We start from the raw sequence: 26,997 nt of genomic DNA, 5'->3' as shown, positions 1-26,997 counted from the left end.
CGTCTCGAGATGGGTTGAGGGATGGACAACGAACAGAAGCTCCGGGACTACCTCCGCCGGGCCAGTACGGACCTCCAGCGCACGAAGCGGCGTCTGCAGGACCTCGAGGCGGCCGCGGCGGAACCGATCGCCGTCGTGGGCATCGGCTGCCGCTTCCCCGGCGGGGTGCGCAGTCCCGAAGATCTGTGGCAGATGGTCGTGAACGGCGAGCACGGCATCCGCGCCTTCCCGACCGACCGCGGCTGGGATCCCGAGATGCTCGCGCTGTCGTCGAGCGACCAGGGCGGTTTCCTCGAGGGCGCGGGCGACTTCGACGCCGACTTCTTCGGCATCTCGCCGCGCGAGGCGCTGGGCATGAACCCGCAGCAGCGCGTGCTGCTCGAGGTCACCTGGGAGGCCCTGGAACGCGCGGGCATCGACCCGCACTCGCTCAAGGGCACCCAGACCGCCGTCTTCGCGGGCGCCATGAACCAGGACTACCAGCTCGGCCCCGGCGAGGGCGGCGAGGGCATGGTCCTGCTCGGCTCGTCGAACTCGGTGATCTCGGGCCGCATCTCCTACACCCTCGGCTTCGTCGGCCCGTCCGTCACCCTGGACACGGCCTGCTCCTCCTCCCTGGTGGCGATGCACCTGGCGATGCAGTCGCTGCGCGCCGGCGAGTCGTCCCTGGCGCTGGCCGGTGGCGTCACCGTCATGGCCAACCCGGCCACCTTCATCGAGTTCTCGCGCCAGGGCGGCCTGTCCTCCGACGGCCGCTGCCGCTCGTTCGCCGACGCCGCCGACGGCACCGGCTGGTCCGAGGGCGTCGGCATGCTGGTGCTGGAACGCCTGTCGGACGCCCGGCGCAACGGGCACACCGTCCTGGCCGTGCTGCGCGGTTCCGCCGTCAACCAGGACGGCGCCTCCAACGGCCTGACCGCCCCGAACGGCCCGTCGCAGCAGCGCGTGATCAAGTCCGCGCTGGTGAACGCCCGCCTGACGAGCGACCAGATCGACGTCGTCGAGGCGCACGGCACCGGCACCGTCCTGGGCGACCCGGTCGAGGCGCAGGCCCTGCTCGCCACCTACGGCCGCAACCGCGCGCCCGAGCGCCCCCTGCTCCTGGGCTCGGTCAAGTCGAACATCAGCCACACCCAGGCCGCCGCCGGCGTGGCCGGCGTGATCAAGATGATCATGGCGATCCGCCACGGCCTGGTCCCGCAGACGCTGGGCGTCGACACCCCGTCGAGCCACGTCGACTGGGAGTCCGGCGCCGTCCGGCTGGTCACCACCAACACCCCGTGGCCGGAGACCGGCCAGCCCCGGCGCGCCGCCGTCTCGTCGTTCGGCCTCTCGGGCACCAACGCGCACACCATCATCGAGCAAGCCCCGGATCCCGAACCTGTGGACAACCCGGCCCCTGTGGACAACTCCGCCGGAGCCGATCTTCGCGGGGACGCTGCGCCGGAGTCCCGTGGGACGCTGGGAGTGGGGGCTTCGTCCTCCCCGCAGGGGGCCGAGGCGGGATCGATCCAGTCCGGCGTGGCGCCGATCGAGGCGGGCGCGGTGCCGTTCCTCGTGTCGGGGCGGTCGCGGGAGGCGCTGCGGGCGCAGGCGGAGCGGCTGCTGGCCGTCGACGCGCCGGAGCTGGACCTCGCCTACTCGCTCGCGACCACCCGCGCGGCGTTCGACCACCGCGCCGCGATCGTCGGTGACGTGCGCGCCGGGCTGGCGGCGCTCGCGGCGGGCACCCCCGCTCCCGGGGTGGTGCAGGGCACCGCGGCGCGGGCCAAGCAGGCGTTCCTGTTCACCGGCCAGGGTGCGCAGCGCGTCGGGATGGGCCGGGCGCTGCACGCCCGGTTCCCGGTGTTCGCCGAGGCGTTCGACACCGTCCTGCGGCACCTCGACCCGGCGCTCAAGGACGTCGTCTGGAGTTCCGGCGAGCTCGACCAGACCCGGTACACGCAGCCCGCGCTGTTCGCGATCGAGGTCGCGCTGTACCGGCTCGTCGAGTCGTGGGGCCTGAAGCCGGACTTCGTCGCGGGCCACTCCATCGGCGAGATCGCCGCCGCCCACGTCGCCGGCGTGTTCAGCCTCGAGGACGCCTGCAAGCTCGTCACCGCCCGCGCGACGCTGATGCAGGACCTCCCGGCCGGTGGCGTGATGATCGCGATCCAGGCCACCGAGGACGAGGTCACCCCGCACCTCACCGCCGGCGTCTCCATCGCCGCGATCAACGGCCCGCGGTCGCTCGTCATCGCCGGCGTCGAGGACGAGGCCCGCGCGGTGGCCGAGCGGTTCGCCGACCGCAAGACCCGGCAGCTCGCGGTCTCGCACGCCTTCCACTCGCCGCTCATGGAGCCGGTGCTCGACCGGTTCCGCTCGGCGATCGCGGACATCACCTTCGCGGCGCCGATCATCCCGCTGGTCTCCACCGTCACCGGCGAGCAGGCGCGCGTCGAGCAGATCACCACGGCCGACTACTGGGTGGGCCACGCCCGCGAAGCCGTCCGGTTCGCCGACGGCGTCCGGTGGCTGGTCTCGCACGGCGTCACCCGGTTCGTCGAGATCGGCCCGGACGGCGTGCTGTCCGCGATGGCGCAGGAGAGCGCCGACGACATCACCGCGATCCCGGTGCTGCGCAAGGACCGCGACGAGGTCGAGGCGATCACGTCCGCGCTGGCGGCCCTGCACGTCCGCGGCGCCAAGGTCGACTGGCACGCCTACTTCGCCGGCACGGGCGCGCGCCGCGTCGACCTGCCCACGTACGCGTTCCAGGCCAAGCGCTACTGGCCCCGCGGCGGCGGCGGTTTCCACGACCCGCGCGCCGCCGGTCTCGGCGCGGCACAGCACCCGCTGCTCACGGCGACCGTCTCGTTCGCCGACCAGGACGGCGCGCTGCTCACCGGCCGCCTCACCCGCCAGACCCACCCGTGGCTCGTCGACCACGCCGTGCGCGGCGCGGTCCTGCTGCCCGGCACCGCCTACCTGGAGCTCGCGATCCGCGCCGGCGACGAGGTCGGCTGCGACCGCGTCGAGGAGCTGACGCTGACCGCGCCGCTGGTCGTGCCCGAACGCGGCGGCGTCCAGGTGCAGCTGTGGATCGGCAACGCCGACGCGAACGGCCGCCGCACGGTCAAGATCTACTCGCGGGCCGAGGGCTCCGACGACGAACCGTGGACGCAGCACGCCATCGGTCTGCTGGGCGCGCCCGCGCGGGAGGTCTCCTTCGACACCGCGGTGTGGCCGCCCGCCGGCGCCACCGCCCTGGACGTCGAGGGCTGCTACGACAACTTCGCCGCGATGGGCTTCGAGTACGGGCCCGTGTTCCAGGGGTTGCGCGCGGCCTGGCGCGGCGCGGACGGCGCCGTGTACGCCGAGGTCGCGCTGCCCGAGGGCGTCGACCCGGCCGGGTTCGGCCTGCACCCGGCGCTGCTCGACTCCGCGCTGCACGCGGCCCTGGTCTCCGGCGAGGGCGAGGCCGGGCTGCCGTTCTCGTGGGAGGGCGTGTCGCTGCACGCGACCGGCGCCTCCTCGCTGCGGGTCCGCCTGACCCGCTCCGGTGACAACGCCTACGCCATCGCGGCGGTCGACGGCACCGGTGCGCCGGTCGCGTCGGTCGACTCCCTCGTGGTGCGCGCGGTCGCCACCGAGTCCACCGCGGACCGCGACTCGCTGTTCCAGGTCGACTGGGTGCCGGTGGCGCTGCCGCGGGAGGGCACCGCCTTCACCGTGCTGGGCGACGACGTCTTCGAGCTCGGCGGAACCCCCGGTGCCGGCGTTCTCGTCGTGCCGGTGCTCGGTTCCGACGACGTCGTGGCGTCGGCGCACGAGCTGACCGAACGGGTGCTCGGGCTGCTGCAGGAGGAACGCGACGAGCGCGTCGTCTTCGTGACGAGCGCCGGTGACCTCGCGGCCGCCGCGGTGTGGGGCCTGGTGCGGTCGGCGCAGTCCGAGTCCCCCGGCCGGTTCTCGCTGGTCGAGCTGGACGGCACCCCGCAGTCGCGGGCCGCGTTCGCCGCCGCCGCCGGGGCGGAGGAGCCGCAGCTCTCCCTGCGCGACGGCGAGGCCCACGCGCCACGCCTGGCGCGCGCCGAGGCCGGCCAGGGCCGGATCGAGTGGGGCTCGAAGGTCCTGATCACCGGCGGCACGGGCGGCCTGGGCAAGGTCGTCGCGCGGCACCTGGTCACCGAGCACGGCGTGCGCGACCTCGTGCTGGTCAGCCGCCGCGGCACGGGTGACGTGCGGGAGCTGGAGGAGCTGGGCGCCACCGCGTCCGTCGTGGCGTGCGACGTCGCGGACGCCGCCGCGGTGGCGGCCCTGGTCGCCGAGCACGACATCACGGCGGTCGTGCACAGCGCCGGTGTGCTGGACGACGGGGTGATCCCGTCGCTGACGCCGGAGCGCCTGCACCCGGTGCTGCGCCCCAAGGTCGACGCGGCCTGGCACCTCGCCAGTGCGCTGCCGGACGTGCCGCTCGTGCTGTTCTCGTCGCTCGCGGGCACGTGGGGCACGGCCGGTCAGGCGAACTACGCGGCGGGCAACCACTTCCTGGACGCCCTGGCGCGGCACCGCCCGAACACCGTGTCCCTGGCGTGGGGCGCCTGGGCGGTCGAGGGCATGCTGGCCGACGCGGACGCCCAGCGCATGGCGCGCGCCGGCATGCCGCCGCTGACCGTCGAGCAGGGCCTCGCCCTGTTCGACCGCGCGGTGGCGTCCTCCGCCGCCGTGCTCGTGCCGGCGCGGCTGGACCTCTCGGTCCTGCGGCAGCGCGGTGAGGTGCCGCCGTTGCTGCGCGGCCTGATCCGGGTGCGGAACCGGCGCGCGGCCGCCGGCGCGGAGACCGCCGACACGCTGATCCGCCGCCTGTCCGGCCTCGGCGCGGAGGAGCGGTCGGACGCGGTGCTGGAACTCGTCCGCGGCCAGGTCGCGGCGGTGCTCGGGCACGCGTCGGGGGACGAGGTCGAGCCGGCCCGCCAGTTCCAGGACCTCGGCTTCGACTCGTTGACCGCCGTCGAGCTGCGCAACCAGCTGACCGCCGTCACCGGCCTGCGCCTGCCCGCGACGATGGTGTTCGACTACCCGACGCCGCACGCCCTGGCCGCGCACCTGCTCGACGAGCTGTTCGACGGCGAGACCGACGTCGCCGTGCCCGCCGAGGTGCGCGCCGGTGTCTCCGACGACCCGATCGTGATCGTCGGCATGGGCTGCCGCTACCCGGACGGCGTCGGCTCGCCGGACGACCTGTGGCGCCTGGTGGCCGAGGGCGGCGACGCCGTGTCGGGCCTGCCGTCCAACCGCGGCTGGGACCTCGAGAACCTCTACCACCCCGACCCCGACCACCCCGGCACCACCTACTCGCGCTCCGGCGGCTTCCTGCACGACGCCGGTGAGTTCGACGCTGGCTTCTTCGGCATGTCGCCCCGCGAGGCGCTGGGCACCGACTCGCAGCAGCGCATCCTGCTGGAGGTCGTGTGGGAGGCGGTCGAGCACGCCGGCATCGACCCGGTGTCGTTGCGCGGCACGCAGACCGGTGTGTTCGCGGGCGTGATGTACAACGACTACGGCGCCCGCCTGGGCGGCGGTGACTTCGAGGGCTTCCAGGGCTCCGGCACCTCCCCGTCCATCGTGTCCGGCCGCGTCTCCTACACCCTCGGGCTGGAGGGGCCCGCCGTCACCGTCGACACGGCGTGCTCGTCGTCGCTGGTCGCGATGCACTGGGCGATGCAGGCACTGCGGGCGGGGGAGTGCTCGCTCGCGCTGGCCGGCGGCGTCACGGTCATGTCGACGCCGACCGCGCTGATCGAGTTCTCCCGGCAGCGCGGCCTGGCGCCGGACGGCCGGTGCAAGGCGTTCTCCGACTCCGCCGACGGCGTGGGCTGGTCCGAAGGCGCCGGCGTGGTCGTGCTGGAGCGCATGTCCGACGCCGTGCGCAACGGGCACCAGATCCTCGCCGTCGTCCGCGGTTCCGCGGTCAACCAGGACGGCGCCTCCAACGGCCTGATGGCGCCGAACGGCCCCGCGCAGCAGCGCGTGATCCGCGCCGCGCTGGCGAACGCCGGTCTCTCGGCGTCCGATGTGGACGCGGTCGAGGCGCACGGCACCGGCACGACCCTGGGCGACCCGATCGAGGCCCAGGCGCTACTCGCCACCTACGGCCAGAACCGCACCGAGCCGCTGCTGCTCGGCTCGATCAAGTCGAACATGGGGCACACGCAGGCCGCCGCCGGTGTCGCCGGTGTGATCAAGATGGTGCAGGCGATGCGCCACGGCGTGCTGCCGCAGACGCTGCACGTCACCACCGCGTCCTCGCACGTCGACTGGTCCGAGGGCGCCGTCGAGCTGCTGACCTCGCCGCGGGCCTGGCCCGAGGTCTCGCGGCCGCGCCGGGCGGGCATCTCCTCGTTCGGCATCTCGGGCACCAACGCGCACATCATCATCGAGCAGCCCCCGGCCGCGGACGTTCCGGAGTCCGCGCCGTCCGGCGACGCCGTGGTGCCGGTGGTGCTGTCCGGCCGCACCCGCCGCGCCGTGCGGGGACAGGCCGCGCGGCTGCGGTCGTTCGTCGAGTCCTCCGACGTGTCGTTGCGGGACCTGGCGTTCTCGCTGGCGACGACGCGGTCGGCGTTCGAGCAGCGGGCCGCCGTGGTCGCCGCCGACCGGGAGTCGCTGCTGCGGTCGCTGGCCGCGCTGGCGACGGAGAACTCCGACGCCGCCGTGGTGGAGGGCGAGGTCGCGCCGGGCAAGGTGGCGCTGCTGTTCTCCGGGCAGGGCTCGCAGCGGCTGGGCATGGGCCGTGACCTGTACGAGCGCTACCCGGTGTTCGCCGCCGCCCTCGACGAGGTGCTGGACCGGCTGCCCGTCCGCGAGGTGATGTGGGGCTCCTCCGAGGAGGAGCTGCGGCAGACCGGCAACGCCCAGCTCGCCCTGTTCGCGTTCGAGGTGGCGCTGTTCCGCCTCGTGCGGTCGTGGGGCGTCAAGGTCAACGCCCTGATCGGCCACTCGATCGGCGAGATCGCCGCCGCGCACGTCGCCGGCGTGCTGTCGCTGGACGACGCCTGCACGCTGGTCTCCGCCCGCGCCCGCCTGATGCAGGCGCTGCCGGCCGGTGGCGCCATGGTCGCGATCCAGGCCACCGAGGACGAGGTCACGCCGCTGCTGACGGCCGGCGTCTCGATCGCCGCGATCAACGGCCCCTCCTCGGTCACCATCGCGGGCACCGAGCAGGAGGTTCGCGCCGTCGCCGACCGGTTCGGCGACCGCAAGACCAAGCACCTCACGGTCTCGCACGCCTTCCACTCGCCGTTGATGGAGCCGATGCTCGACGAGTTCCGCGCGGTCGTCGAGGGGCTGACGTTCAGCGAGCCCACGATCCCGCTGTTCGCCGGCGGTGAGGTCCGGCAGCCCGAGTACTGGGTGCGGCACGTCCGCGAGACCGTCCGCTTCCACGACGCGGTCGAGGCGGCCCGCGCCGCCGGCGTGACGACGTTCGTGGAGATCGGCCCGGAGGGTGCGCTCTCGGCGCTCGTCGACGGCGCGATCCCCGTGCTGCGCAAGGACCGCGCGGAGGAGGCGTCGGTCGCGCTCGCGCTGGGCCGCCTCTTCGCCTGCGGGGTGACCGTCGACTGGAAGGCGTACTTCGGCCCGGCCCGGCGGGTCGCGCTGCCGACGTACGCGTTCCAGCACGAGTACTACTGGCCGCTCGGGTCCACCACCGCGGCGGCACCCGAGGCAGATCCGGCGGACGCCAAGCTGTGGGCGGCGATCGAACGCGGCGACGCCCGCGAGCTCGCCGCACTGCTGCGGCTGGGCGAGGAGCAGCGCTCCTCGCTGGACTCCCTCATCCCGGCGCTGTCGTCGTGGCGCGCGGGCAACCAGGAGAAGGCGCTGCTCGACTCCTGGCGCTACCGCGTGCTGTGGGCGCCCGTCCGCGTCACGGGCACGCCCGTCCTGTCCGGCCGCATCACCGTGGTGACGACCCCGGCCGTCGACGCCGAGCCCTACCGCGCGGTGCTCGCCGCCCACGGTGCCGAGGTCACCGTCGTCACCTCGGTCACCGACGTGCCGCAGTGCGACCTCGTCGTGTCCCTCGTGGCGCTGGACGAGTCGCCGTCCGACGTCCTGACCACCGGCCTCGAACAGTCCATCCTGCTGGTCAAGTCGGTCGAGACGCCGATGTGGACGGTGACGTCCGGCGCGGTCGCCGCCGAGACCTCCGACACCGCGCTCTCCGCCGCGCAGGCCGCGGTCTGGGGCTTCGGCCGGGCCGCCGCCCTGGAGTACCCGCAGCGCTGGGCCGGCCTGATCGACATGCCCGCCGCGCCGGACGAGAACGCGTTGCGGCGCTTCGTCTCCTGCGTCGCCGGGCTCGGCGGCGAGGACCAGCTCGCCGTCCGTTCCTCCGGCGTCCTGGGCCGCCGGCTGGCGCACCGCCCGGTGGACGCGCTGCCGTCCGACTACACCGCGCACGGCACCGTCCTGATCACCGGCGGCACCGGTGGCCTGGGCGCCACGACCGCGAAGTGGCTCGCCGGACGCGGCGTGCAGGGCCTGGTGCTGACCTCCCGCCGCGGCATGGACGCGCCGGGCGCCGCGGAACTCAAGGCGGCGCTGGAAGAGCTCGGCCCGCGCGTCTCGATCGTGGCCTGCGACGTCGCCGACCGCGACGCCCTGGCCGCGGTCATCGCGGACATCCCCGACCTGACCGGTGTCGTGCACACCGCGGGCGCCGCGCAGCACGCCCCGCTGGAGCTCACCGAGCTGCCGGACTTCGCGACCGTGCTGTCCGCCAAGGTGACCGGCGCCGCGAACCTCGACGAGCTCGTCGGCGAGGTCGACTTCTTCGTGCTGTTCGGCTCGATCGCGGGCGTGTGGGGCAGCGGCGGCCAAGCGGCCTACGGCGCCGCCAACGCCTACTGCGACGCGCTCGCCGAGGCCCGCCGCGCCCGCGGCCTGCGCGCGACGTCGATCGCGTGGGGCCCCTGGGCCGAGGTCGGCATGGCCACGCACGAGGCCATGTCCGAGAACCTCGCGCGCCGCGGCCTGACGTTCCTGCGGCCCGAGCAGGCCGTCGTCGAGCTCAACCGCGCCGTGGTGCACGACGACACCTGCGTCACCGTCGCCGACATCGACTGGGACACCTACTTCCCGCTGTTCACCTCGGTCCGCCCGGCGCCGCTGCTGTCCGACCTGCCCGAGGTCAAGGCCCTGGCCGTCGTCGAGGAGGTCAAGCGCGACGACTCCGAGTTCGCCAGGACGCTGCGGTCGCTGTCCGAAGAGGACCAGCGGCGCCGGCTGGTCGACCTCGTCCGCGCCGAGGCCGCCGCGACGCTCGGCCACAGCTCCGTCGAGGAGGTGGGGGAGAACCGCGCGTTCCGCGACATCGGCTTCGACTCGCTGACCGCCGTCGAACTGCGCAAGAAGCTCTCCGACGCCACCGGTCTGCCGCTGCCCGCGACGCTGGTCTTCGACTACCCGACGCCGGCCGTGCTCGCCGACCACCTGCTCGCCGAACTGCTCGGCTCCGCCGAGGAGGCCCTCGCCTACGTGGCGCAGACCGACTCCGACGAGCCGATCGCGATCGTCGGCATGAGCTGCCGCTTCCCCGGCGACGCCAACACGCCCGAGGCGTTCTGGGAGATGGTGCTCGCCGGCACGGACGCGATCACGGAGTTCCCGGCCGACCGCGGCTTCGACATGGCGCAGCTCTACGACCCGGACCCCGACCGCCCCGGCACCACCTACACCACCGCCGGCGGCTACCTGCCCGGCGCTGGCGACTTCGACCCGGCGTTCTTCGGCATCTCCCCGCGCGAGGCCACCGGCATGGACCCGCAGCAGCGCCTGCTGCTGGAGACCACGTGGGAGGCCGTCGAACGCGCCGGCATCGACCCGGCGACGTTGCGCGGCAAGAAGGTCGGCGCCTTCGTCGGCTCCTCCTACATCGAGTACGGCGGCGGTGACGGCGGCTCAGAGGGCTACCAGGTCACCGGCTCCTCGCCGTCCGTGCTGTCCGGCCGCGTCGCCTACGTGTTCGGCTTCGAGGGCCCGGCCGTCACCGTCGACACCGCGTGCTCCTCCTCGCTGGTGGCGTTGCACCTGGCGTGCCAGTCGCTGCGCACCGGTGAGTCGGCGTTCGCCGTCGCCGGTGGCGCGACGATCATGCCGAACCCGAAGCCGCTCATCGCGTTCTCCCGCCAGCGGGCGCTGGCCCGCGACGGCCGGTGCAAGTCGTTCTCCGACTCGGCCGACGGCATGATCCTCTCCGAGGGCATCGGCATGCTGCTGCTGATGCGCCAGTCCGACGCGATCGCCGCCGGGCACCGCGTCCTCGCCGTGATCCGCGGCTCGGCGGTGAACCAGGACGGCGCCTCCAACGGCCTGTCCGCCCCGAACGGCCCGTCGCAGCAGCGCGTGATCATGCAGGCCCTCGCCAACGCCGGCGTCGAGGCGGGCGACATCGACGCCCTCGACGCCCACGGCACCGGTACGTCGCTGGGCGACCCGATCGAGGCCCAGGCGCTGTTCAACACCTACGGCCGCGACCGCGACGCCGACCGCCCGCTGCTGCTCGGCTCGGTGAAGTCGAACATCGGCCACACCCAGTCCGCCGCCGGTGTCGCGTCCGTCATCAAGATGGTGATGGCGCTGCAGCACGGCGTCCTGCCCCGCACCCTGCACGCCGACGAGCCGTCGACGCACGTCGACTGGAGCCCCGGCACCATCTCGCTGCTGCAGGACACGACGCCCTGGCCGGACACCGGCCGGGCCCGCCGCTGCGCCGTCTCGTCCTTCGGCATCAGCGGCACCAACGCCCACGTGATCCTGGAGCAGGCCGCGGGGGTCCCCCCGCTTTCCAGCGTAACGACGCCGGCGCGCCCGTCGGGCGCCACGCCGGAACCTGTGGACAACTCGGCGCCTGTGGACAACCCGGCCGTTGTCGATCTTCCGGCGACCGCGTCGTCGGTCATCGGTGAGACGATCGGAGTGGGGACCTCGTTCTCCCCCGGAGGGGGCCAGGCGGAATCGATTCCGTGGCTGGTGTCGGCCAAGTCGGAGGCGGCGCTGCGCGCCCAGATCGACAACGTGCGCGGTGTCGCCGCCGACCCGGCGGACGTCGCCTACAGCCTCAGCCTCAAGCCGGGCTTCGACCACCGCGCGGTCCTGATCGACGGTGTGGAGACCGCCCGCGGTGTCGCGGACCTGGAACGCAAGGTCGTGTTCATCTTTCCCGGCCAGGGCTCGCAGTGGGTCGGCATGGGCGCGCAGCTGCTCGACGAGTCGCCGGTGTTCGCGGCCCGCATGGCCGAGTGCGCCGCGGCGCTGCGACCCCACACCGACTGGAACCTGCTCGAGGTCATCCGCACCGGCGGCAGCCTCGACCGGGTCGACGTGGTGCAGCCGGCGAGCTGGGCGATGATGGTGTCGCTCGCCGAGGTCTGGAAGGACTTCGGCGTCACCCCGGACGCGGTGATCGGCCACTCGCAGGGTGAGATCGCGGCGGCCGCCGTCTCGGGGGCGCTGAGCCTCGAGGACGCGGCCCAGGTCGTCGCCCTGCGCAGCCAGGCCATCGGCCGGGTGATGTCGGGCCGCGGCAGCATCGTCTCCATCGGCCTGTCGGCCCAGGACGTCCGGCCGCACCTGGACGAGTGGGGCGACCGCCTCAGCCTCGCCGCCACCAACGGCCCGCGCAGCGTCGCCGTCTCCGGTGACCTGGAGGCGCTGGACGCGCTGTGCGGCAAGCTCGTCGAGCAGGGCGTCCGCGTCCGCCGCATCGAGGTCGACTACGCCTCGCACTCGGCGCAGGTGGAGGACATCCGCGACGTCGTCCTCGACGACCTGCGGGACATCACCCCGCTGACCCCGCACACGCGGTTCCTCTCCACCGTCACCGGTGAGTGGAACGACGCGAACACCGACGCCGGGTACTGGTTCACGAACCTCCGCCGGACCGTCCACCTCGCCGAGGCCGTCGACCGGCTCATCGACGAGGGTCACCAGGTGTTCGTCGAGGTCAGCTCGCACCCGGTGCTCACGCCGGGCGTGCAGGACGCGCTCGAGGGCAGGCGCGGTGTCGTCACCGGCACGTTGCGCCGCGACATCGGCGGCCTGCACCGCGTCCTCACGAGCCTCGCCGAGCTGTGGGTCCGCGGCTACCCGGTCAAGTGGCGCTTCACCAGCACCCGCCGCGTCGACCTGCCCACCTACCCGTTCCAGCACGAGCGCTTCTGGATCGGCCCGCCGCAGCACCCCGTCGCGGCGCCCGGCGAGTCCGACCCGGCCGACGCCGCGTTCTGGCAGGCGGTCGAGCAGTCCGACCTCGCCACCCTCACCCAGAGCCTGCACCTCGACGAGGCCACGCTCGCCGCCGTCCTGCCCGCGCTGAACACCTGGCGGCAGAGCAGCCGCGACCAGTCCACCACGGACTCCTGGCGCTACCGCACGACGTGGAAGCCGTTGCGCGGACTGGACAACGGCAAGCTCACCGGCACCTGGGCCGTCGTCACCACGGACGCCGTCCACGACGCCGACGTCATCGACGCGCTCGGTGACGTCCGGCGGATCGTGCTGGACGCCGACGACGACCGCGCCGCGATCACCGCCAAGCTGACCGATCCGGAACTGACCGGTCAGGAACTGGTTCACGTGGACGGCATCGTCTCGCTGCTGCCCACCGACGAACGTCCGGGAACGCTCGGCCTGCCCGTCGGCCTGCTGCTCACCGTCAACCTGATCAACGCCCTCGGCGACGCCGGCATCACCGCGCCGGTCTGGAACGTCTCCCGCAACGCCCTGTCCACCGGCCGCTCCGACTCCGTCGCCCACCCGGCGCAGATGCAGGCGATCGGTGTCGGCTGGACCGCCGCGCTGGAGCACCCGCAGCGCTGGGGCGGCTCCATCGACCTGCCGGAGGAGCTCGACCGGCGGGCCGCGCAACGGTTCGTGTCCGCGCTCGTCAACGCGGGCGACGAGGACCAGCTCGCGATCCGCGCGTCGGGCACCCTGGCCCGCCGCGTCGTGCGGGCCCCGTCCCGTCCGGCCGCGGGCGACTGGACGCCGCGCGGCACGACCATCATCACCGGCGGCACCGGCACGCTCGGCCCGCACGTCGCCCGCTTCTTCGCGCACAAGGGCGCCGAGCACCTGGTGCTGACCAGCCGCCGCGGTCTCGACGCGCCCGGCGCCCGCGAGCTCGTCGCGGAGCTGGAACAGCTCGGCACGCCCACGACCGTCGTGGCGTGCGACATCGCGAACCGCGACGACGTCGAACGCATGCTCGACGGCCTGCGCGCGGACGGCCACCGGATCCGTTCGGTCGTCCACACCGCCGCGGTGATCGGCCTGCACTCGATCGACGGGTCCACTGCGGAAGGCCTGCGGGAGATCCTCGCCGCGAAGGTCGACGGCGCGGCCAACCTGGACGCGCTGCTGACCGAGGACCTCGACGCGTTCGTGCTGTTCTCGTCGATCTCCGGCATGTGGGGCTCCGGCAACCACGCCTCCTACGTCGCCGGCAACGCCTACCTGAACTCGCTGGCCGCGCACCGCCGCGCCCGCGGGCTCCGCTGCACCTCGATCTCGTGGGGCATCTGGTCCGACGACATCGGCCTCGGCCGCGTCGACACCGACCAGATCCGCCGCAGCGGCCTGGAGTTCATGAAGGCGCGGCTGGCGCTCGCCGGCCTGCAGCGGGCGATCGAGGACGACGAGACCGAGATCGCCATCGCCAACATCGCCTGGGACCGCTACCACCCGGTGTTCACGGCGATGCGCCCGACCACGCTCTTCGAGGAGCTGCCGGAGGTCCGCGCCCTCGCGGTCGCCGCCGAGCAGGCCTCGCCGGGCGCGGACAACGACCTCGCGGCCAAGCTGCGCGCCCTGCCGCCCGCCGAACGCGAGCAGCAGCTCCTCGACCTCGTCCGCGCGGAGGCCGCGTCGGTGCTGGGCATGGCGTCGACCGACGCGCTGACCGAGCACCGGGCGTTCCGCGAGGTCGGCTTCGACTCGATCACCGCGGTCGACCTGCGCAACAAGCTCGCCGCCGCCACGGGGCTGGCCCTGCCGACGACGATGGTGTTCGACCACCCGAGCCCGCTCGCGCTGACCGAGTTCCTGCTCGGCGAGCTCCTCGGCGCGGACACCGGTGCGGCGGCGCCGGTCGTCGCCTCGGCCGCGTCCGACGAGCCGATCGCGATCATCGGCATGGCCTGCCGCTACCCCGGTGGCGTGGCGTCGCCGGAGGACCTGTGGGACCTCGTCATGAACGGCGTCGACGCGATCTCGGGCTTCCCCGCCGACCGCGGCTGGGACGGCGACGCGCTCTACAACCCCGACCCGGACGCCCCCGGCGGCGCCTACTCGGTGCAGGGCGGTTTCCTGCACGACGTCGCGGACTTCGACCCAGGCTTCTTCGGCATCAGCCCGCGCGAGGCCCTCTCGATGGACCCGCAGCAGCGCCTGCTGCTCGAGACCGCCTGGGAGTCCATCGAACGCGCCGGCATCGACCCGCAGTCGCTGAAGGGCACCCTGACCGGCGCCTTCATCGGCGCCTCCTACCAGGACTACTCGGCGGGCGGCTCCGACCAGCCCGGCGACGAGGGCCACATGATCACCGGCACGCTCTCCAGCGTGCTGTCCGGCCGCGTCTCCTACCTGTTCGGCCTGGAGGGCCCGGCCGTCACCCTCGACACGGCGTGCTCGTCGTCGCTGGTGGCGCTGCACCTGGCGTGCCAGTCGCTGCGCGACGGTGAGAGCACCCTGGCACTGGCCGGTGGTGTGTCGGTCATGGCGACGCCCGGCGCGTTCGTCGGCTTCTCCCGGCAGCGGGCGCTGGCCCGCGACGGCCGCTGCAAGGCCTACTCCGACGCGGCCGACGGCATGACGCTCGCCGAGGGCGTCGGCCTGGTCCTGCTGGAGCGCCTGTCCGACGCGGTCCGCAACGGCCACCGCGTCCTCGCCGTCGTGCGCGGGTCCGCCGTGAACCAGGACGGCGCCTCCAACGGCCTGACCGCCCCGAACGGTCCGTCCCAGCAGCGCGTCATCCGGCAGGCGCTGGCGAACGCGCGCCTGGAACCGGCCGAGGTGGACGCCGTCGACGGCCACGGCACCGGCACGGCCCTGGGTGACCCGATCGAGGCCCAGGCGCTGCTCGCCACCTACGGCCAGAACCGGGAACGCCCGCTGCTGCTCGGCTCGATGAAGTCGAACATCGGCCACACCCAGATGGCCTCGGGTGTCGCCTCCGTCATCAAGATGGTGCTGGCGCTGCGGGCCGGGGTGCTGCCCCGCACCCTGCACGTCGACCAGCCCTCGACGAAGGTCGACTGGTCCTCCGGCGCGATCAAGCTGCTCACCGCCGAGGAGCCCTGGCCCGAGACCGGCCGCCCGCGCCGCGCCGGCGTCTCGTCGTTCGGCCTGTCCGGCACCAACGCGCACGTGGTGCTGGAGGCAGCCCCCGAACCTGTGGACAACTCGGCGCCTGTGGACAACCCCGCCGTTGTCGATCTTCCCGAGGCCGAGTCGTCGGTCATCGATGAGACGATGGGAGTGGGGACCTCGTCCTCCCCCGGAGGGGGCGAGGCGGGATCGATCCAGCACGGCGCGGTGCCGGTGCTGCTCTCGGCGCGGGCCGACGAGGCGCTGCGGGAGATGGCCGGCCGCCTGGCCGGCGTCGACGCGGACCTGATCGACCTGGCCGCTTCGCTGGCCACCACGCGGTCGACGTTCGAACGGCGTGCTGTCGTCGTCGCCCGCGACCGCGACGAGCTGCTGCGCGGCCTGGCGGCGGTGCGGGACGGCCTGCCGGACGCGTCGGTCACCCGCGGGCAGACCACGCGCGGCCGCACGGCGTTCCTGTTCACCGGCCAGGGTTCGCAGCGCCTCGGCATGGGCCGTGAGCTGTACGAGCGCTACCCGGTGTTCGCCGACGCCCTCGACGAGGTGTGCGCGCACCTCGACGCCGACCTCGACCGCCCGCTGCGGGAGGTGATGTGGGGCGAGGACGCCGACGCGCTCGACCGGACCGGCTACGCCCAGCCCGCGATCTTCGCGGTCGAGGTCGCCCTCTACCGGCTCGTCGAGTCGTGGGGCGTCACGCCCGACTACCTGGCCGGCCACTCCATCGGCGAGATCGCCGCCGCGCACGTCGCGGGCGTGCTCGGCCTCGCCGACGCGTGCACGCTGATCTCGGCCCGCGCCCGCCTGATGCAGGCGCTGCCGCCCGGCGGCGCGATGATCGCCGTCCAGGCCGGCGAGGACGAGGTCACGCCGCTGCTGACCGGCCGCGTGTCGATCGCCGCCGTCAACGGCCCGGCCGCCGTCGTCATCGCGGGCGACGAGGCCGAGACCGAGGCGGTCGCGAGCCGGTTCGAGAAGACCAAGCGGCTCAAGGTGAGCCACGCGTTCCACTCGCCGCTGATGGAGCCGGTGCTCGACGACTTCCGCGCGGCGATCGGCGGCATCCGGTTCGCCGAGCCGTCGATCCCGCTCGTCGCGGACGACGTCACCGACCCCGAGCACTGGGTGCGGCACGTCCGCGACGCCGTCCGGTTCGCCGACAAGGTCACCCACCTGGAGAGCCGCGGGGTGCGGGCGTTCCTGGAGCTCGGCCCGGACGGCGTGCTCACCGGCATGGCGCAGGAGTCGCTCACCGAGCAGGCCGTGCTGGTTCCCGCGCTGCGCCGCGACCGCGACGAGGTCGTCACGCTGCTGACCGCGCTGGCCGGCCTGCACGTGCGCGGCACGGCCGTCGACTGGGCGAAGTACTTCGCCGGTGCCGGCACGCCGGTCGAGCTGCCGACGTACCCGTTCCAGCACCAGCGCTTCTGGCCGGAGCCCGTCCCGGCGGACGCCGAGAACGGCGCCGGCGGCGACGTCGTCGACGACGAGTTCTGGGCCGCCGTCGAACGCGAGGACTTCGCCGCGCTGGCGCAGTGGCGTTCGCGCAAGCAGCGGTCCACCGTGGAGTCCTGGCGGTACGCGGTCACCTGGAAGCCCATCAGCGCCAAGGCGACCCCCACCGGCCCGTGGCTGGTCCTCACCGACCACGACGCCTCCGAGCTGGTCGGCGCGCTCGGCGTCGAGACCGTGGTCGTCCACGCCGCGTCCACCCGGCAGGAGCTCGCCGAGCAGGTCCACGGCGAGTACGCCGGTGTGCTGTCGCTGCTCGCGATCGGCGCCGGCGCGCAGGACGCGCTGGTCCGCACCTCCGTCGTGGTGCAGGCGCTCGGCGACGCGGGCCAGGAGGCCCCGCTGTGGGTGGCCACGCGGGGCGCGGTGTCCGTCGGCGGTGGCGAGCAGATCACCCACCCCGAGCTCGCGACGGTCTGGGGCCTCGGCCGCGTCGTCGCACTGGAGCACCCGCAGCGCTGGGGCGGCCTGATCGACCTGCCCGACACCCTCGACCCGAACACCGCGCGCCGCATCGCCGGTGTGCTGGCCGGCACGGGGGAGGACCAGGTCGCGGTGCGACCCTCCGGCGTCTACGGCCGCCGCCTCGTCCACAGCGCGCCCAGCGCCCTGCACCGCGAGTACCGGCCGGGCCGCGTGCTCGTCACCGGCGGCACCGGCGCGATCGGCACGCAAGTCGCGCGGTGGCTGCTCGACCGGGGCGCCGAGCAGGTCGTCCTCGTCAGCCGCACCGGCACGGCGGAGGTCACCGACCCGCGGGTGGTCGTCAAGGCCTGCGACGTCGCCGACCGCGACGCGCTGGCCGCGCTGCTCGCCGAGCACCCGGTGACGTCGGTGTTCCACGCGGCGGGCGTCGTCGAGGACGGCCTCGTCGAGTCGATGGACGCCACGTCGTTCACGGCCGTGCTGCGCGCCAAGGTCCAGGCGACCCTCAACCTGCACGAGCTCACGCGCGACCTCGACGCGTTCGTGCTCTTCGCCTCGACCGCCGGTGTCATCGGCGGCGCGGGCCAGGGCAACTACGCCGCGGCCAACGCCTTCCTCGACGCCTTCGCCGAACACCGCCGCCTGCAGGGGCTTCCGGCCACCTCGGTCGCGTGGGGACCGTGGGGCGGGGCCGGCATGGCCGTCGCGGACGGTGTCGCGGAACGCCTGAAGCGCGGCGGTTTCACGCCGATGGAGCCCGCGCTCGCGTTGCAGGCGCTGCAGCAGGCCATCGAGCACGGCGACGCGGCCGTGCTGGTCGCCGAGATCGACTGGGAGCGGTTCCTGCCCGCCCTCGCGGGTCTGCGTCCGGCACCGCTGGTCGGCGACCTGCCCGAGGTGAAGCGCTTCCACACCACCGAGAAGGTCGTGGAGGCCGAGCAGCCGCAGTTCCGCAGGGCGCTCGCGGGCCTGTCGAAGGCCGAGCGCGACCGCGCGGCCCTGGACCTGGTGCGCGGCCAGATCGCCGCCGTCCTCGGCCACGGCAACGCCGCCGACGTCGACCCGGACCGCGCGTTCCTCGACCTCGGCTTCGACTCGCTGACGACGCTGGAGCTGCGCAACCGCCTGCAGGCCGCGACCGAGCTGACGCTGCCCGCCTCGCTGCTCTACGACTACCCGACCCCGTACGACCTGGCGGAGTTCCTGCTGGGCGAGGTCGGTGACGTGCCGGCCGAGGTCGCCGTGGCGCGCGTCGACGACGACCCGATCGCGATCGTCGGCATCGGCTGCCGCTTCCCCGGCGGCGTGACGTCGCCGGAGGAGTTCTGGGAGCTGGTGTCGAGCGGCGGTGACGGCATCAGCCCGTTCCCGGCCGACCGCGGCTGGGACCTGGCCGCGCTGGGCGCCGGCGCGTCGGCGTCGCTGGAGGCCGGGTTCCTCACCGGCGTCGCGGACTTCGACGCGCACTTCTTCGGCATCTCGCCGCGGGAGGCGCTCGCGATGGACCCGCAGCAGCGCCTCGTCCTCGAGACGGCGTGGGAGGCGCTGGAGCGCACCGGCATCGACCCGCTGTCGCTCAAGGGCAGCACGACCGGCGTGTTCGTCGGCACGAACGGCCAGGACTACGAGAACGTGCTGCGCCGCTGCGTCGACCCGGACATCCAGGGCTACCTCGCGACCGGCAACACCGCGTCGGTGATGTCCGGCCGGCTGGCCTACGTCCTCGGCCTCGAAGGACCGGCGGTCACCATCGACACGGCCTGCTCGTCGTCGCTGGTGGCGATGCACTGGGCGATGCGGGCGCTTCGTTCCGGCGAGTGCGACCTGGCGCTGGCGGGCGGTGTCTCGGTCATGTCGAGCCCCGACTCGTTCGTCGAGTTCACCACCCAGGGCGGTCTCGCGCCGGACGGCCGCTGCAAGGCCTTCGCCGACGGCGCCGACGGCACGGCGTGGTCGGAGGGCGCGGGCATCCTCGTCCTGGAGCGCCTGTCCGACGCCGTGGCCAACGGCCACGAGGTGCTGGCGATCGTGCGCGGCTCGGCCGTCAACTCCGACGGCGCCTCCAACGGCCTGACCGCGCCGAACGGGCCCTCGCAGCAGCGGGTCATCCGGCGCGCTCTCGCCGACGCCGGTCTGACCGTCACCGACATCGACGCCGTGGAAGCGCACGGCACCGGGACGACGCTGGGCGACCCGATCGAGGCGCAGGCGCTGCTCTCGACGTTCGCCGGCCGCTCCGAGCCGCTGTACCTGGGCTCGGTGAAGTCGAACATCGGCCACGCCCAGGCGGCGGCCGGTGTCGCGGGCGTCATCAAGATGGTCGAGGCCATGCGCCACGGCGTGCTGCCCCGCACCCTCCACGTCGACGCCCCCACCTCGCACGTCGACTGGGCCTCCGGCCCGGTCTCGCTGCTCACCGAGAACACCGGCTGGCCCGCCACCGGTCGTCCGCGGCGCGCGGGCGTCTCCGCGTTCGGCCTCTCCGGCACGAACGCGCACGTGATCATCGAGTCGGCGCCGGCCGCGGCGGAGCTGCCGGACCGCGGTGAGACGACGGCGGCGGGCCCCGCGCGGCCCGCCAAGGGGATTCCGCTCGTCGTGTCGGCGAAGTCGGCGGCCGCGCTGCGCGCCCAGGTCGACCGCATCGGCGCGGTCCAGGCCGATCCGCTGGACCTGGCGTTCTCGGCGGCGACGACGCGGGCGCAGTTCGCGCACCGGGCGCTGCTGGTCGACGGCGTCGAGGTCGCCGGCGGTGTGGCGCGCAAGGCGGGCACGACGGCGTTCCTGTTCACCGGCCAGGGCGCGCAGCGCCTCGGCATGGGCAAGGAGCTCTACGAGCGGTTCGACGTGTTCCGCGAGGCCTTCGACGAGGTGCTCGCCCACCTCGGGCCGGACCTCAGGGACGTCATCTGGGGCGAGGACCGGGAGCTGCTCGACCAGACCGGCAACACCCAGCCCGCGCTGTTCGCGGTCGAGGTCGCGCTCGCCAGGCTCGTGCAGAGCCTCGGCGTCCTGCCCGACCACGTCGCCGGCCACTCCATCGGCGAGATCGCCGCCGCGCACATCGCCGGCGTGCTGACGCTCGAGGACGCCGCGCGGCTCGTCCGCGAACGCGCCCGCCTCATGCAGGCGCTCCCGGCCGGCGGCGCGATGGTGTCGATCCTCGCGACCGAGGAGGAGGTGCGCAAGCAGCTCGGCAGGTCGCGGAAGGTGTCGATCGCCGCGGTCAACGGGCCCGGCTCGGTCGTCATCGCCGGTGACGCCGCCGCGGTCGCGAAGGTCGCCGGCAAGTTCGAGAAGACCAAGCGGCTCGCCGTCAGCCACGCGTTCCACTCACCGTTGATGGACCCGATGCTCGACGACTTCCGCGCGGCCATCTCGGACATCACGTTCACCGCGCCGCGCATCCCGATGGCCACCACCGGGGACGTGACGACCGTCGACTACTGGGTGAACCACGTCCGCGACACGGTCCGCTTCCACGACAACGTCCGGAGCCTGAGCCACGTCGACACGTTCGTCGAGATCGGCCCGGACGGCGTGCTCGCGGCGATGGTCGACGGAGCCGTCGCGACGCAACGCAAGGACCGCGACGAGGTCAGCGCGTTCGCGCTCGCGCTCGGCACCCTGCACGTCCGGGGCGCCGACGTCGACTGGGCCCGCTACTTCGCGGGCACCGGCGCGAAGCGCGTGCCGCTGCCCACGTACGCGTTCCAGCGGGAGCGCTTCTGGCCGACGACCACGCCGAAGTCCGTCACCGACGACTGGCTGTACGAGGTGGTGTGGGAGCGGCACGAGGTGCCCACCACGACCGACGGCACCTGGCTCGTCCTCGGCGACGCGGCCGGTTTCGCCGGCGACACCGCCACGGAACTGGTGCCGGGCGACTACGCCGGTGTGCTCTCCGTCGGCGGCACCAGCCCGTTCGAGGTTCTGAAGACGTTGGCGGACAACGACATCACCGCTCCGCTGTGGTGCGTCAGCGACGATCCCGCCGTGTGGGGCGAGGGCCGTGTCGCCGCGCTGGAGCAGCCCGAACGCTGGGGCGGCCTGATCCGCGTCGACACCGACACCTGGGCGGTTCCCACGCGGCACGAGGAGGTGGCGTTCACCCGCGAGGGCACGTTCGTCCCGCGGCTGCGGCGCGTCGAGGCCACCACGCCGTGGACGCCGACCGGCCGGATCCTGCTGTCCGGCGCCGAAGGGCCGATGGGCGAGCAGCTCGAGCAGGCGTTCGAGAACACCACCCGCACGCTCACCGACGACGTCACCGCGGTGATCCACCTCGGCGACGCCGCCGCGCTGCGGGAGCTCGACGAGCAGCTGGGCGACCGCGACCTGGAAGCGTTCGTGGTGTTCGGTTCCGTCGCCGGCACCTGGGGCTTCCGCGGCCAGGCCCGGCAGGCCGCCCACAGCGCCATCGTCGAGGAGTTCGCGCGGCAGCGCAGGGACCGCGGCCTCAAGGCGACCTCCATCGCCTACGCGCCGTGGGAAGGCACGACCGACCAGAGCATGACCGCGCACCTGCGGATGAGCGGCCTGCCGGTCCTCGACGCCCCGAACGCCATCACCGCGCTGCGGCAGGCGGTCGCGAGCGGACGGTCCAACGTCGTCGTCGCTGACGTCGACTGGAACACGTTCCGGCAGCCCGGCACGCTGTTCGGCGACTTCGAGCAGCAGCGGGAGCCCGTCGGCGAACCGGCCCTCAAGCAGGTCCTGACGGCGCTGCCCGAGTACGAGCGCCACGGCGCGCTGCTCACCCTCGTCCGCGAGAAGGCCGCGCTGGTCCTCGGCCACGACGGGACCGCCGCGATCGAGCCGGACGTGCCGTTCCGCGACCTCGGGTTCGACTCGCTCACCGCCGTCGACCTGCGCAACCAGCTCCAGGCCGAGTCGGGCCTGCAGCTCAGCGCCACGCTGGTGTTCGACTACCCGACGCCGGACGAGCTCGCCGGGCACCTGCTCACCGAGCTCCTCGGCGGCGCGGAGGACGTCCACGTCACCGCGAGGGCGGTGGCGGACGAACCGATCGCCATCGTCGGCATGGCCTGCCGCTACCCCGGTGACGTGCGGTCGCCGGAGGACCTGTGGAAGCTGCTGCTCGACGGCGTCGACGCGATCGGCGAGTTCCCCGCCGACCGCGGCTGGGACCTCGCCGCCCTGCACGGCGGGCAGAGCGTCACCCGGCACGGCGGTTTCCTCTACGACGTGCCGAACTTCGACCCGGACTTCTTCTCGATCTCACCGCGCGAGGCGATGGTCATGGACCCGCAGCAGCGCATCGTGCTCGAGACGGCCTGGGAGGCGCTGGAACGCGCGGGCATCGACCCCGGCACGATCCGCGGCAGCGTCACCGGCGTGTTCGTCGGCGGTGGCAGCGGCGAGTACCGGCCGTCGCCGGAGGAGACCGGCCTGGAGTGGCAGACCGCGCAGTCCGCGTCGCTGCTGTCCGGCCGCCTCGCCTACACCTTCGGCCTGCAGGGCCCGACCGTCTCGGTCGACACCGCCTGCTCGTCGTCGCTCGTGTCGCTGCACCTCGCGGCCCAGGCGCTGCGCGCAGGCGAGTGCGACATGGCACTGGCCGGCGGTGTGTGCGTGATGTCGACGCCGGTCGGGTTCATCGAGTTCAGCGCTCAGGGCGCGTTGTCAGAGGACGGGCGCTGCAAGGCGTTCTCCGACGACGCCGACGGCACCGGCTGGGCGGAAGGCGTCGGCATGCTCGTCGTGGAACGGCTGTCGGACGCGGTGCGCAACGGCCACGAGGTGCTCGCGGTCGTGCGGGGGTCGGCGATCAACTCCGACGGCGCGTCCAACGGCCTCACCGCCCCGTCCGGGCCGGCCCAGCAGCGGGTCATCCGGCAGGCGCTGGCGGCCGCCGGCCTGCGTCCGTCCGATGTGGATGCGGTGGAGGCGCACGGCACCGGCACCAAGCTCGGCGACCCGATCGAGGCGCAGGCGCTGCTCTCCGTCTACGGCCAGGACCGCTCGGCGCCGCTGCTGCTGGGCGCGGTCAAGTCGAACATCGGCCACACGCAGGCCGCCTCCGGCGTCGCCGGCGTGATCAAGATGGTGATGGCGATGCGGGCGGGCGAGCTGCCCAAGACCCTGCACGCGTCGACGCCCTCCTCGCACGTCGACTGGAGCGCCGGAGCCGTGCGGCTGGTGCAGGAACGCACGCCGTGGCCCGCGGTGGACCGGGTGCGGCGGGCCGCGGTGTCGTCCTTCGGCGCCAGCGGCACCAACGCCCACGTGATCTTGGAGGCGCCGCCGGGGATCCCCCCGATTTCCAGCGTACCGAACGAAGTTGCTGGTCAGGGGGACGCTGAGCAATCTGTGGACAGCTTCGGCGTCGTGCCGGTGCTGGTGTCCGGCCGCACGCCCGCCGCCCTGCGCGACCAGGCCGCCCGCCTGCTCGACGTGGACGCGGAGCTGGCGGACATCGCCCGCTCGGCCGCCACGACGCGGGCCTCGTTCGACCAGCGCGCGGTCGTGCTGGCGAGCAGCCGCGAGGACCTGACCGACGCGCTGGCGGCGCTGGCGGCCGACGTCCGCACCCCGCTGGTGGTGCGCGGCGAGGTGGCCCGCTCCGGCAAGCTCGCGTTCCTCTTCGCGGGCCAGGGCTCGCAGCGCCTCGGCATGGGCCGCGCCCTGTACGGCAGGTTCCCGGCGTTCGCGGCCGCCTTCGACGAGGTCCTGGAGCACCTCGACCCCGGGCTGAGGGACGTCGTGTGGGGCGAGGACCAGGAGGAGCTGAACCTCACCGGCACCACGCAGCCCGCGCTGTTCGCCGTCGAGGTCGCGCTCTTCCGGCTCGTCGAGTCGTGGGGTGTCAAGCCGGACTTCCTGGCGGGCCACTCGATCGGCGAGATCGCGGCCGCCCACGTCGCCGGCGTGCTCAGCCTGCCCGACGCCGCGAAGCTCGTCACCGTCCGGTCGGCGCTCATGCAGGCCCTGCCCGCGGGCGGCGCGATGGTCGCGGTGCAGGCCGCCGAGGACGTCGTGCTGCCGCACCTCACCGACGGCGTGGCGATCGCGGCGGTCAACGGCCCCGAGTCGGTCGTCATCGCCGGCCCGCAGGACGCGGTGGTCGCCATCGCCGGGCGCTGGAAGTCCAAGCGGCTGCGCGTCTCGCACGCGTTCCACTCGCCGCTGATGGACCCGATGCTGGACGAGTTCCGGTCCACTGTGGAGTCGCTGACGTTCCACCGTCCGCGCATCCCCGTGGTGGCCGAGGGCGACGTCACGCAGCCGGAGTACTGGGTCCGGCACGTGCGGGAAGCGGTGCGGTTCGCGGACAACGTGCGCACGCTCACCGACCGCGGCGTCACCACGTTCGTCGAGCTCGGCCCGGACGCGACGCTGTCCGGCCTGGTCGAGGGCGGCATCCCGGTGCTGCGCAAGGACCGCGACGAGGAGCAGTCGATCGTGGCGGCCCTCGCCCGCCTGCACGTCCGCGGCGTGAAGGTCGACTGGGCCGCGTTCTTCGGTCCTCTCGGCCGCCGGATCACGCTGCCGACCTACGCGTTCCAGCACCAGCGGTTCTGGCCGTCCACGATGGTCTCCTCCGCGAAGACCGCCACCCCGGCGAGCGACGACGCGGCGTTCTGGGCCGCCGTCGAGGGCGAGGACTTCGGGTCGCTGCAGAACGTGCTCAGCGTCGACACCGACGCGCTGTCGCAGGTCCTGCCTGCCCTGCTGGACTGGCGCAAGCAGCGCACCGACCTCGCGCTCGTCGACAGCTGGCGGCACCGCATCACCTGGAAGCCGCTCGACACCGGCCGGACCGGTGAGCTGACCAGCACCTGGCTGGTCGTCACCGCGGGACAGGACGACTGGAGCGACGCGGTCGTCGACGCGCTCGGCGTCAGCGTCGTGCGCGTCGACGTCACCGCCGCCGACCGCGAGGCCATCGCCGCGGAACTGCGGTCCCTCGGCACGTCGTTCGCCGGTGTGCTGTCGCTGCTCGGCCGCGCCGACACCGGAACGGCCGGCGCCCCCGCGGGCGTGCTGCTCACCGCCGCGCTGATCCAGGCGCTCGGCGACGCGGGCATCACCGCCCCGCTGTGGTGCGCGACCCGCGAAGGCGTCGCCGTCAACGGCACCGGTCCGCAGGACCTCACGCAGGCCGCCATCCACGGCCTCGGCCGGGTCGTGGCGCTGGAGCACCCCGAGCGCTGGGGCGGTCTGGTCGACCTGCCGCCGGTGATCGACGACCGGGCCGCGAACGGGCTGACGTCCGTGCTGTCCGGACTCGACGGCGAGGACCAGGTCGCGGTGCGGGCCACCGGGGTGTTCGGCCGGCGGCTGGTCGCCGCACCGGCCCCCGTCCCGGCACAGCAGTGGCAGCCGCGCGGCACGGTCCTGATCACCGGCGGCACCGGTGCTCTCGGCGGCCACGTCGCCCGGATGCTCGCCCGCGAGGGCGCCGAGCACCTGGTCCTGGTGAGCCGCAGCGGACCGGACGCACCCGGAGCCGCCGAGCTGCGCGCGGAGCTGACCGGCCTGGGCGCCGGCGTCACGATCACCGCGTGCGACGTGGCGGACCGGGAGGCCGTGCGGGCCCTGCTCGCCGAGATCCCGCAGCCGTTGACGGCCGTCGTGCACACCGCGGGCGTCATCGACGACGGCGTGCTGGACAAGATGACGCCGGACCGGTTCGAGGCGGTGTTCCGCAGCAAGGTCACCTCGGCGCTGCTGCTGGACGAGCTGACCACCGGCCTGGACGCCTTCGTGCTGTTCTCGTCCGCGTCGTCGTCGGTCGGCAGCCCCGGCCAGGCCAACTACGCGGCGGCGAACGCAATGCTCGACGCGCTGGCGGACCGCCGCCGCGGCGCCGGCCTGGCGGCGACGTCGATCGCGTGGGGCGCGTGGGGCGGTGGCGGCATGGCCGGCACCGAAGACGCGCTGGCCAACGCCAAACGCGCCGGCATCGCGTCGATGGACCCCGCCCTGGCGTGCGTCGCGCTGCGGCAGCTCGTCGGCGAGGGCCTGGCGACCGCGGTCGTGGCGGCGGTGGACAAGGGCCGGTTCTCCGGCGGGTTCCGCCCGAACCCGTTGCTGCGCGAGCTCGCGGCCGACGCCCCGGCCGAACCGCCGGTCGCGGAAGGCGCGTTCCGGGATCGGCTGCTGGCGCTGCCCGCGGCGAAACGCCTCGACGAGGTGCTCGACCTGGTGCGGACGCGGGCGGCCGAGGTGCTCGGCCAGGCCGACGTCGACGCGGTCCGCCCGGACCGGCCGTTCCGCGACCTCGGGTTCGACTCGCTCGCGGTGGTGGAGCTGCGCAACCAGCTCAACGCCGCCACGGGCCTGTCGCTCGCGTCGACGCTGGTGTTCGACCACCCGTCGCCGGAGGAGCTCGCGAGGCACGTGCTGAGCGAGCTGGTCCCGGACGCCGCCGCCGAGGACTCGGAGGAGGCGGAGATCCGCGACCTGCTGGCCAGGGTGCCGCTCACCCAGCTGCGCGAGATCGGCGTGCTGGAACCGTTGATGCAGCTCATCGGCAAGGGAACGGAGACGGTGGAGGAGGACATCGACGAGATGAGCGTCGACGACCTGATCCAGGCCGCGCTCGACGGCCAAGGCGACTGACCCCTCGTTCCCCGCGACCGGCCCCACCCTCACCGGGTGCGGCCGGTCGCGCGCTTCTCTGAGGAAATCGCTACCGCCGCGGCTGCTGCAATTGCC

General features: G+C 73.9%; 1 protein-coding gene. It reads left to right on the top strand.

What is annotated here, in order from left to right; translation table 11 throughout:
- The first annotated feature begins 21 nt into the window (after positions 1-21).
- Positions 22-26,901, top strand: a complete 26,880-nt coding sequence (locus BMW88_RS14255; RefSeq protein WP_089951177.1) for a type I polyketide synthase — start codon at positions 22-24, stop codon at positions 26,899-26,901.
- Positions 26,902-26,997 lie beyond the last annotated feature (96 nt).

This window comes from Lentzea xinjiangensis, assembly GCF_900110955.1.
Taxonomy (GTDB): Bacteria; Actinomycetota; Actinomycetes; order Mycobacteriales; family Pseudonocardiaceae; genus Lentzea; species Lentzea xinjiangensis.
The sequence above is the reverse complement of the archived record's forward strand: the minus strand, read 5'-3'. Positions and strand labels throughout refer to the sequence as shown.

Excerpts from the sequence above, each read along its gene's own strand:
- BMW88_RS14255 (WP_089951177.1), top strand. The coding sequence starts at position 22 with ATGGACAACGAACAGAAGCTCCGGGACTACCTCCGCCGGGCCAGTACG.